Annotated in this window: 10 protein-coding genes; 9 read left to right on the top strand and 1 reads right to left on the bottom strand. The window is 74.0% G+C overall.

The annotated features are described in order from the left end of the window. From BJP40_RS04470 to serC, 7 genes are all read left to right on the top strand, one after another. A partial coding sequence (locus BJP40_RS04470) for a sensor histidine kinase KdpD (RefSeq protein ID WP_071278741.1) occupies positions 1-1,166 on the top strand: 1,166 nt, incomplete at its 5' end. Beyond that, a complete protein-coding gene (locus tag BJP40_RS04465) occupies positions 1,163-1,579 on the top strand; it encodes a roadblock/LC7 domain-containing protein (protein WP_071269220.1) in 417 nt (138 codons plus the stop codon). The genes BJP40_RS04470 and BJP40_RS04465, both read left to right, overlap by 4 nt. Beyond that, the gene (locus BJP40_RS04460) at positions 1,576-1,944 is read left to right on the top strand and encodes a DUF742 domain-containing protein (protein WP_071269219.1); all 369 of its coding nucleotides are present in this window, start codon (positions 1,576-1,578) and stop codon (positions 1,942-1,944) included. The genes BJP40_RS04465 and BJP40_RS04460 overlap by 4 nt, the downstream gene beginning before the upstream one ends. Beyond that, complete coding sequence (locus BJP40_RS04455; RefSeq protein ID WP_071269218.1) at positions 1,925-2,575, top strand: ATP/GTP-binding protein; 651 nt, start codon at positions 1,925-1,927, stop codon at positions 2,573-2,575. Before BJP40_RS04460 ends, BJP40_RS04455 begins: the two co-directional genes overlap by 20 nt. Next, positions 2,572-3,810, top strand: coding sequence for a cytochrome P450 (locus tag BJP40_RS04450; protein ID WP_071278739.1), 1,239 nt, complete (start codon positions 2,572-2,574; stop codon positions 3,808-3,810). The genes BJP40_RS04455 and BJP40_RS04450 overlap by 4 nt, the downstream gene beginning before the upstream one ends. After that, positions 3,807-5,072 (top strand): cytochrome P450, encoded by a 1,266-nt coding sequence (locus BJP40_RS04445; protein ID WP_071278737.1) that lies wholly within the window; start codon positions 3,807-3,809, stop codon positions 5,070-5,072. Before BJP40_RS04450 ends, BJP40_RS04445 begins: the two co-directional genes overlap by 4 nt. A gap of 96 nt (positions 5,073-5,168) precedes the next feature. Further along, positions 5,169-6,287 (top strand): phosphoserine transaminase, encoded by a 1,119-nt coding sequence (gene serC, locus BJP40_RS04440; protein ID WP_071278735.1) that lies wholly within the window; start codon positions 5,169-5,171, stop codon positions 6,285-6,287. A gap of 408 nt (positions 6,288-6,695) precedes the next feature. Here serC and BJP40_RS04435 read toward each other — a convergent pair whose 3' ends face one another. Then, positions 6,696-7,598 carry an NAD(P)-dependent oxidoreductase gene (locus BJP40_RS04435; RefSeq protein ID WP_071278733.1) on the bottom strand — a complete coding sequence of 301 codons (903 nt, stop codon included), beginning with the start codon at positions 7,596-7,598 and terminating at the stop codon, positions 6,696-6,698. Between the two features lie 127 nt (positions 7,599-7,725). Between BJP40_RS04435 and BJP40_RS04430 the strand changes: the two genes are divergently transcribed. Both BJP40_RS04430 and BJP40_RS04425 read left to right on the top strand, forming a co-directional pair. Further along, positions 7,726-8,073, top strand: coding sequence for a helix-turn-helix domain-containing protein (locus BJP40_RS04430; protein WP_071271586.1), 348 nt, complete (start codon positions 7,726-7,728; stop codon positions 8,071-8,073). Positions 8,074-8,456: 383 nt separating this feature from the next. Then, positions 8,457-9,096: DUF4360 domain-containing protein (locus BJP40_RS04425; RefSeq protein WP_071278731.1), on the top strand; the 640-nt coding region annotated here is incomplete at its 3' end.

The following is a 9,096-nucleotide window of genomic DNA, read 5'->3' as shown; positions in this document are numbered from 1 at the left end:
CCGCCCGCGCCCGGGCGGAGTCCGATCAGGCGGTCGCCGCCGCCCGCGCCGAGAGCGAGGGCGCCCTCGCCGGCGCCCGCGCCGAGGCCGACCGGGCCCGCGCCGAGGCCCGGCGCAGCGAGACCGCCCGCACCACCGCGGTCACCGCCTGCGCCAACGCCGCGGCCCGCATGCAGGCCCTGGCCACCGGCATGCTCGCCGAGCTCCGCGCGATGGAGCACCGCCACAGCGACGAGGACGTGCTGCACGACCTGCTGCACCTCGACCACCGGACCGCGCAGGCAGGCAGGCTCGCGGACTCGCTCGCCGTTCTCACCGGCGCCCGGTCGGGCCGCCGCTGGGCCAAGCCGATCGTGATGGAGTCCATCCTGCGCGGCGCGATGGGCCGCATCGCCGGCTACCAGCGGGTCCGCACGCACTGCACCAGCCGCGCGGCGGTCGCCGGGCACGCCGCCGAGGGCGTGATGCACGCCCTCGCCGAACTGCTCGACAACGCTGCCAACTTCTCCCCGCCGACCGCCGAGGTCCACGTCTACGTGGAGGAGGTCCCCGCCGGCGTCGTCGTCACCATCGAGGACAGCGGGCTGGTCATGAGCGACGTGCAGCTGCGCCGCGCCGAGCAGGCCGTCTGCTGCGACCAGGACTCCGGGCTGTCCGGGCTGTCCGGCACGCGCCTGGGCCTGGCCGTCGTGGGCCGGCTCGCCCGCAAGCACGGGCTGACGGTGTCCTACCGGCCGTCGGCCCGCGGCGGCACGGGCGCGCTGATGCTGATCCCGCACGAGCTGGTCGTGCGGACCCGCGACGACGACCGGCTGGGCCGCCTCGCCCTCACCACCACCGCCGCGCCGCCCGCGGCGCCGGCCGCCTCCGCGCCGCGCGGCCTGCCGGCCCCGCCCGCGCCCGCCGTCCGCACCGTGCCCCGCACCCCCGCGCCCCCGCCGGTCGCGGGACCCGCCCCGGAGGAGCCCGCGGGCGGCCAGGAGACCGGCGGCACCGCGCTGCCCCGGCGGCGGCGCGGCAGCACCCTCGCGGCCGCCCACCCCGACGGGGCGCCCGCCTTGAACCGCGCCGACACCCCCACTCCCTCCCACGCGCGCGCGGCGGACCGTTTCAGCAGCTTCCGCCAAGCGGTACGCCCCACCACGGAAGGCACCGACCACCGATGACCGCCACCGCCACCACCGACGAGAAGCTCAGCTGGCTGCTGGAGAACCTGCTGGAGCGCACGCCCGACGCCCGCCACGCCCTGGTGCTGTCCCGGGACGGGCTGAAGCTGTGCCGCACCGCCGGCCTCTCGGTCGACCAGGCCGACCAGCTCGCCGCGATCGCCGCGGGCATCCAGAGCCTCTCCCAGGGCGCCTCCATGGAGTTCGGCGACGGCTCCGGCGGGGTCCGCTCGGCGATGGCCGAGTTCTACGGCGGCGTCCTGCTCATCGTCGAGGCCGGGCACGGCGCCCACCTGGCCGTCGTGGCGGCCGACAGTGCCGACGTCGGTCTCGTCGGGCACAACATGAGCGAACTCGTCGAGCAGCTCGGTCCGCACCTGACCGCCGCACCCCGGACGAGTTCCCCCTCGTGAGCGGCCCCCGTGCCCGGGACGAGTCCCCCGACCGGCTGTACACGCTCACCGGGGGCCGCACGCGCAGCGGTCCCGACACGCCGTTCGACCTGGTCACGCTGGTGGTGTCGGAGTCCGACCCGACGTCCGGCATGCAGTCGGAGCACGCGGCGATCCTGCTGATGTGCCGGCGGCCCACCGCCGTCGTGGAGATCGCCGCGGAGCTCGGGCTGCCGGTGAGCATCGTGCGGATCCTGCTGTCCGACCTGCTCGGCACGGGCAGGATCAGCGCCCGCCACCCCCGTACGGGCCCCTCGCCCTCCGCGTACGTCCTCCCCGAACCCGACCTCCTGGAGCAGGTGCTCGTTGGACTCCGCAACCTCTGACCGGGCGGCGCCCGGCCCGCGCACACCGCTCGCCGCCACCGCCGACAACGGCCTGAAGATCGTCGTCGTGGGCGGCTTCGGCGTCGGGAAGACCACCCTCGTCCGCTCCGTCAGCGAGATCCGCCCCCTCAACACCGAGGAGACGATGACCCGGGCCGGCGAGGACGTGGACGACACGACGCAGGTCGCCGCCAAGGCGACCACGACCGTGGCGTTCGACTTCGGCCGCATCACGCTCGACGCCCGGAACGTGCTGTACCTGTTCGGCGCGCCGGGCCAGGAGCGGTTCTGGTTCCTGTGGGACCGGCTCTTCTCCGGCACCCTCGGCGCGGTCGTCCTCGTGGACACCCGGCGGCTCGCCGACTCCTGGTACGCGATCGACCGCCTGGAGCACCACGGCATGCCGTTCGTCGTGGCCGTCAACGACTTCGGCGGCCCCGCGCACACCGAGGAGCAGCTGCGCGAGGCCCTCGACCTGCCCGCCCACGTGCCGCTGCTGATCTGCGACGCCCGCGAGCGCGCCTCGGGCAAGCAGGTCCTGCTGACCCTCGTGGAGTACCTCCAGCACCTCCACTCCCTCCAGTCCCCCACCTCTCCCACCGCGCGCTTTCAGGAGGCCGGATCCCGATGACGACCGAGGCCACCACCGAGGGCGCGCCCTTCCCGCTCTCCGGTGACCGCTTCCAGCGCGACCCGGCGGAGCTGTACCGGGAGCTGCGCCGCGAGCACGGCGCCGTCGCACCGGTCCTCCTCGACGGGGACGTACCGGCCTGGCTGGTGCTGGACTACCGCGAGCTGCACCAGGTGACGAGCGACCCGGTCCTCTTCAGCCGCGACTCCGACCTGTGGAACCAGTGGGACCGGATCCCCGACGACTGGCCGCTGCTGCCGATGATCGGCCGCAAGCAGCCGTCCATCCTGTACACCGTCGGCGAGCGGCACCGGCAGCGCGCCTCGATGATCGAGAACGCGCTGGAGTCCGTCGACCCGTTCCTGCTGCGCCGGTACGCGGAGGACTTCGCGGACGAGCTGATCGACGCGTTCTGCGGGAAGGGCCGGGCCGACCTCGTCGGGCAGTACGCGATGCTGCTGCCGGTCCGCGTCCTGGTGAAGATCTACGGCGTGCCCGACGACGAGGGCCCCGGCCTCGTCACCGCGCTCAACGACATGATCGACGGCCGGGAGCGGGCCCTGGAGGGCCAGCAGCACCTGGCGACGTCCATGTACGGGCTGATCCACGCCCGGCAGGAGGAGCCCCGCGACGACGTGGTGTCCCGCATGCTGGCCGACACGTCCGGCTTCACCGCCGACGAGATCGCCCAGGACCTCATGGTGATGATGGCCGCGGGGCACCAGCCGACCGCCGACTGGATGGGCAACTCGCTGCGGCTGATGCTCACCGACGAGCGGTTCGCCGCCTCGCTGTTCGGCGGCCGCAACAGCGTCGCCGAGGCGATGAACGAGGTGCTGTGGGCGGACACCCCGACGCAGAACGTCGCAGGTCGCTGGGCGTCCCGCGACACCCACCTGGGCGGCCGCCGCATCCGCGAGGGCGACCTGCTGCTGCTCGGTCTGGCCGCCGCCAACTCCGACCCGCAGGTCCACGTCGACAGCGCCTCCCTGACCGGCGGCAACAGCGCCTTCTTCTCCTTCGGGCACGGCGAGCACCGCTGCCCGTTCCCGGCACAGGAGATCGCCGAGGTCATCGCCCGCACCGGCATCGAGGTGCTGCTCGACCGGCTGCCCGACATCGACCTCGCCGTACCGGCCGGGACGCTGACCAGGCGCCCGTCGCCGTGGCTGCGCGGACTGACGGGCCTGCCCGTGACGTTCACCCCGACCCCCAGCCTGGGAGGCACCGCATGACCGGACCCACCTGCCCCGCCGACACCTCCGCCGCCGACCGCCGCCCCCTCGCCCTGGACCCGTTCGTGTCGGACCTCGCCGGCGAGACCGCCCGGCTGCGCGAGGCCGGCCCGCTCGTCCGGGTCGAGCTGCCCGGCGGGGTGCCGGTGTGGGCGGTCACGCACCACGCGGAGGCCCGCGCCCTGCTGACCGACCCGCGCGTGGTCAAGGACATCGACGTGTGGGGCCTGTGGCAGCGCGGCGAGATACCGCAGGACTGGCCGCTGATCGGGCTGGCCAACCCGGGGCGGTCCATGCTGACGGTGGACGGCGAGGAGCACCGCCGCCTGCGGACCCTCGTCGCCCAGGCGCTGACGCCGCGCCGGGTGGAGCTGATGCGGGACCGCGTGACGGAGCTGACGGACGGCCTGCTGGACGCGCTGGCCGCCCGCGACGCCGAGGAGCCGGGCGCGGTCGTCGACCTGAAGGCGGAGTTCGCCTACCCCCTGCCGATGTACGTGATCAGCGACCTGATGGGCATCGACCCGGCGGACCACCCGCGGCTGAAGGTGCTGTTCGACAGGTTCTTCTCCACGCAGACCCCGCCGGAGGAGGTCGTCGCGACCCTCGGTGAGCTGGCCGCGATGATGGCGAACGTGGTCGCGACCCGCCGCGCCGCCCCGGGCGACGACCTCACCAGCGCGCTCATCGCCGCCTCCGAGGGCGGCGACCGGCTGACGGACGAGGAGATCGTCTCCACCCTGCAGCTGATGGTGGCGGCGGGCCACGAGACGACGATCTCCCTCATCGTCAACGCGGTGGTGAACCTGTCGACGCACCCCGAGCAGCTGGAGCTGGTCCGCTCCGGCCGGGTCGGCTGGGACGCGGTGGTCGAGGAGACGCTGCGCTGGTCCACCCCGACCTCGCACGTGCTGATCCGGTTCGCCACCGAGGACGTGAAGGTGGGCGACGCGGTGCTGCCCGCCGGGGACGCGCTCATCGTGTCGTACGCGGCGATCGGCCGCGACCCGCAGCAGCACGGCCCGGACGCGGACGGGTTCGACATCACCCGCTCCCCCATCCGGCACATGTCGTTCGGCCACGGCCCGCACGTCTGCCCCGGCGCCGCGCTGTCCCGCCTGGAGGCCGGCGTCGCGCTGCCCGCGCTGTACGCCCGGTTCCCCGAACTCTCACTGGCCGTACCGGCGTCGGAGCTCCGGAACAAGCCGGTCGTCACCCAGAACGACCTGTACGACCTCCCGGTCCGGCTGCGGCGCGGCTGATCCCGCCGGGCCCGCGGACGGCACCGCGGTCTCAACCGATGTCTCACCGGGCGGACACGGCGCTCGGTGAGGCACCGGAAGGGCTAGGCTCCGACCGTGGCTGAGATCCGGATTCCCGCTGACATCAAGCCCGCCGACGGCCGTTTCGGCGCGGGCCCCTCCAAGGTGCGGACGGAGGCGCTGGAGGCCCTGGCCGCCACCGGCACGTCCCTGATGGGCACGTCCCACCGCCAGGCCCCGGTGAAGAACCTGGTGGGCGAGGTGCGTACGGGCGTACGCGACCTGTTCTCGCTGCCCGAGGGGTACGAGGTCGTCCTCGGCAACGGCGGCTCCACCGCGTTCTGGGACGTCGCGACGCACGGGCTCATCGCGTCCAGGTCCCAGCACCTGTCGTTCGGCGAGTTCTCGTCCAAGTTCGCGAAGGCCGCCAAGCTGGCGCCGTGGCTGGCCGACCCGACCGTCATCTCCTCCGAGCCCGGCACGCACCCGGAGCCGCAGGCCGAGGCGGGCGTCGACGTGTACGCCTTCACCCACAACGAGACCTCCACCGGTGTCGCCGCCCCGATCAAGCGGGTCGCGGGCGCCGACGAGGGCGCGCTGGTCCTGGTGGACGCCACGTCCGGCGCGGGCGGCCTGCCGGTCGACGTCACCGAGACCGACGTCTACTACTTCGCGCCGCAGAAGTCGTTCGCCGCCGACGGCGGCCTGTGGATCGGCGTGTTCTCCCCGGCCGCGCTGGAGCGGGCCCGCTCCGTGCACGCCTCCGGCCGGCACGTCCCGGAGTTCTTCTCGCTGCCGACCGCGATCGACAACTCGCTGAAGAACCAGACGTACAACACCCCGGCGCTCGCCACGCTGTTCCTGCTGAACGAGCAGCTGAAGTGGATCAACGGCAAGGGCGGCCTGGACTGGGCCGTGCGCCGCACCGCCGACTCGTCGCGGACCCTGTACGGCTGGGCCGAGGAGTCCAAGTACGCCACGCCGTTCGTGTCCGACCCGGCCAAGCGGTCGCAGGTCATCGGCACGATCGACTTCTCCGACGAGGTCGACGCGGCGGCCGTCGCCAAGGCGCTGCGTGCCAACGGCATCGTGGACACCGAGCCGTACCGCAAGCTGGGCCGCAACCAGCTGCGCATCGCGATGTTCCCGGCGGTGGACCCGGCGGACGTCGAGGCGCTGACGGCCTGCATCGACTACGTCATCGGGCAGCTCTGACCGCTGCCGCACGCTGAGGCAAGGGGCCCGGCCCGCCGCCGTCGCGGCAGGCCGGGCCTCTACGCGTCCACGGGGGCGGGCGGTTCGGCCGCCGCGGGTCCGGCCGTACGCCGCAGCCGGGCGAGGAGGCGGTCCGCGTCTGGGTCGTGCCGGACCGGCCGTCCCGCGCCTGACGGCCGGTCACCGACCGAGCCGCCCCACCCCGCCCCGTACGCCGCAGCCGCCCCGGGCCCGCCCGGCCCACCGCAGCAGCGCGGGAGGCCGTCCGTGGCGGGGCCGCCGTACCTGCCCTCCGACGGAGCCGGTGGCGGCCCGAACCGTCGGGGTGTCCCCCGCGACCGCCCACGGGCCCGCGCCGGGTGGGGCCCGTCGTGCCCGCTCGTGCCCGGCCCCGGCGCACCGCTCGTTTCAGGAGCGGTGGCCTCCGCGGTCGCCGGCGTCGAGGAGTTCCACCACGCCGCCGAGGTCCTCGTGGCCGTGGCCCGCCGCGACCCGGCGCTCCAGCAGGCGCAGGTAGGGGGCCAGCAGTTCCGGGCTGGTGCCCTGCTCGCGGGCCGTGCGCAGCAGCGTGTCGCCGCCGGCGGCCTGCATGGCCAGGTTGGACACGACGCCCTTGGCGTGGTCGCCGCTCTGGAGCTGGTCGGCGGTCCGGTGGGCGAGCCCCGCCATCGCGCCGAGCCACGGCACCAGCATGTCCGCGAAGTCCCTGGGCGCGATGTCCTCCCCGCGGATGAGGGAGAAGGCGTGCAGGACCCCGCCGAACATGCCGTACATGGCGCTCAGCAGGGCCACGTCGTGCAGCGCGGCGAAGCCCGGGTCCTCCCCGACGTACGTGGTGGCGGCGGCGACGGCCAGGGTCTGCCGGTGCTCGTCGAAGAGCGCGCGCGAGCCGCTGTAGAAGACGTACGCGCCGGACTCGGGAACGCCGATCATCGGCGGGACCGCCATGATGCCGGCGTCCAGGAACCGGGCGCCGCGGGCCTCCGCCCAGGCGGCCCGGTCCCTGCCCTCGGCGGGGGTGCCGGTGGTCATGTTGACGAGGTCGCGGCCGGTCAGGCCGACGCCGTCGAGGGTGTCGCCGAGCGAGGCGTCGTCGAGCAGGCAGGCGACGACCAGGCGGTTCGCCGCCACCGCCTCGGCGGCACTGTCCGCGACCGTCGCGCCGGCCGCCGCGAGGGCGGCGGTCCTGGCGGGGGTGCGGTTCCAGACAGTGACCGGGTGGCCCGCGGCCAGCCAGGCGCGCCCCAGGGCGGTGCCCATGTCGCCGGTGCCGAGCAGGGTGAGAGAAGGACGGGAGGGAGTGTCGGTCATGGCGTTTAGGCTGGTCCGAGGCGCGCGAACGCTCAAGTACCCACTTCGAAGTGGGTGGTTACCTTCAGGGAAGCGTGCAGGCGGCAGCCGGACCGGCACAGCGGGAGCGGCGGGAGGCGGGGCGGAGATGGCGGTCATGCGACGACCGGAGCCGTACACGTGCGGTGTCGACGCGGCGATGGACGTGATCGCGGGAAAGTGGAAGATCCTCATCCTCTGGGAGCTGCACAGCGGGCCCTGCCGCTTCGGCGAGCTGCGCCGCCGTCTCCCGGGCGTCACCGAGAAGGTCCTCACCTCCCATCTGAGGGAGATGGAGGCCCACGGCATCGTGCACCGCGAGGTGTACGACGAGGTGCCGCCCCGCGTCGAGTACTCGCTGACGCCGCGGGGGCAGGCGCTCAACACGGCGCTGGAGCCGCTGAACATGTGGGGCGAGGAGCACGTGCTGGCCGAAGGGCTGCCGCGGACCGGCTGACGGCACGGGCCGGCTGACGACGTCGGGCCGGGGGTACGCGCCCGGTGCCCGGGGCGGGCGCGCGCCCGGGTGGAGGGCGGCGGGCCGCTCCGGGACGGCCGACGTGACCGCGTCCGCCCCGTGGCGGGAGACGCTGCCCGGGACGTGGCCCGCGTCCACAGGTCGCGGGCGCCTGACGGGCGGTCCGCCAAGCAGCGAGCCCCGTGCCGCCGCCCCCGCCGCGAGCGGGGCCGATAAGCGACCTATCCAGTTCCCTGTGCGGTCCCTAAGATCCGTAGCGTTCTCCGGTGCGGACAGAACGGCCCGAACCGGTTGAATGTTTGACATGCACACGCCCATCTCGGTTGAACCCCCCACTTCGACCGGCAACCGAACGGAGACCCGTGAACACGTCGACAAGACCGCGCCGCGCGCTGGCCGCCTACGGATCCGGCACCGCGCTGCTCGCCACCGCCCTCCTCTCCCCCGGCACGGCGGGCGCCGCCACCGGCGGCATCACCGCCCCGCCCGGCAAGATCGTCATCGAGGTCGCGACGGTCAACGGCTCGGGTTGCCCCGCGGGTACGGCCGCCGTCGCCGTCGCCCCGGACAACACCGCCTTCACCGTCACCTACAGCGACTACCTCGCCCAGGTGGGCCCCGGCGCCAAACCGACCGACTTCCGCAAGAACTGCCAGCTCAACCTGATCGTGCACGTGCCGCACGGCTTCACCTACGCGGTCGCCAGCGCCGACTACCGCGGATACGCGCACCTGGAGACGGGCGCGCACGCCATGCAGAAGGCCTCGTACTACTTCCAGGGCTCACCCGACACGGCGGCCCGGACCCACGCCTTCCGCGGCCCGCTCGACAACAACTGGCAGGTGACCGACGAGACCGAGTGGGGCCAGCTCGTCTGGGCGCCCTGCGGGGTGAAGCGGAACTTCAACATCAACACCGAACTGCGCGTCAACGCCGGCACGTCGGACCCGAAGAAGACCCACAGCTTCATCGCCATGGACTCCACGGACGGCGACATCAAGA

The organism is Streptomyces sp. CC53 (assembly GCF_001865245.1).
Lineage (GTDB): Bacteria > Actinomycetota > Actinomycetes > Streptomycetales > Streptomycetaceae > Streptomyces.
Note: the sequence above shows the minus strand (reverse complement) of the source record. Positions and strands in the feature narration are given on the sequence as shown.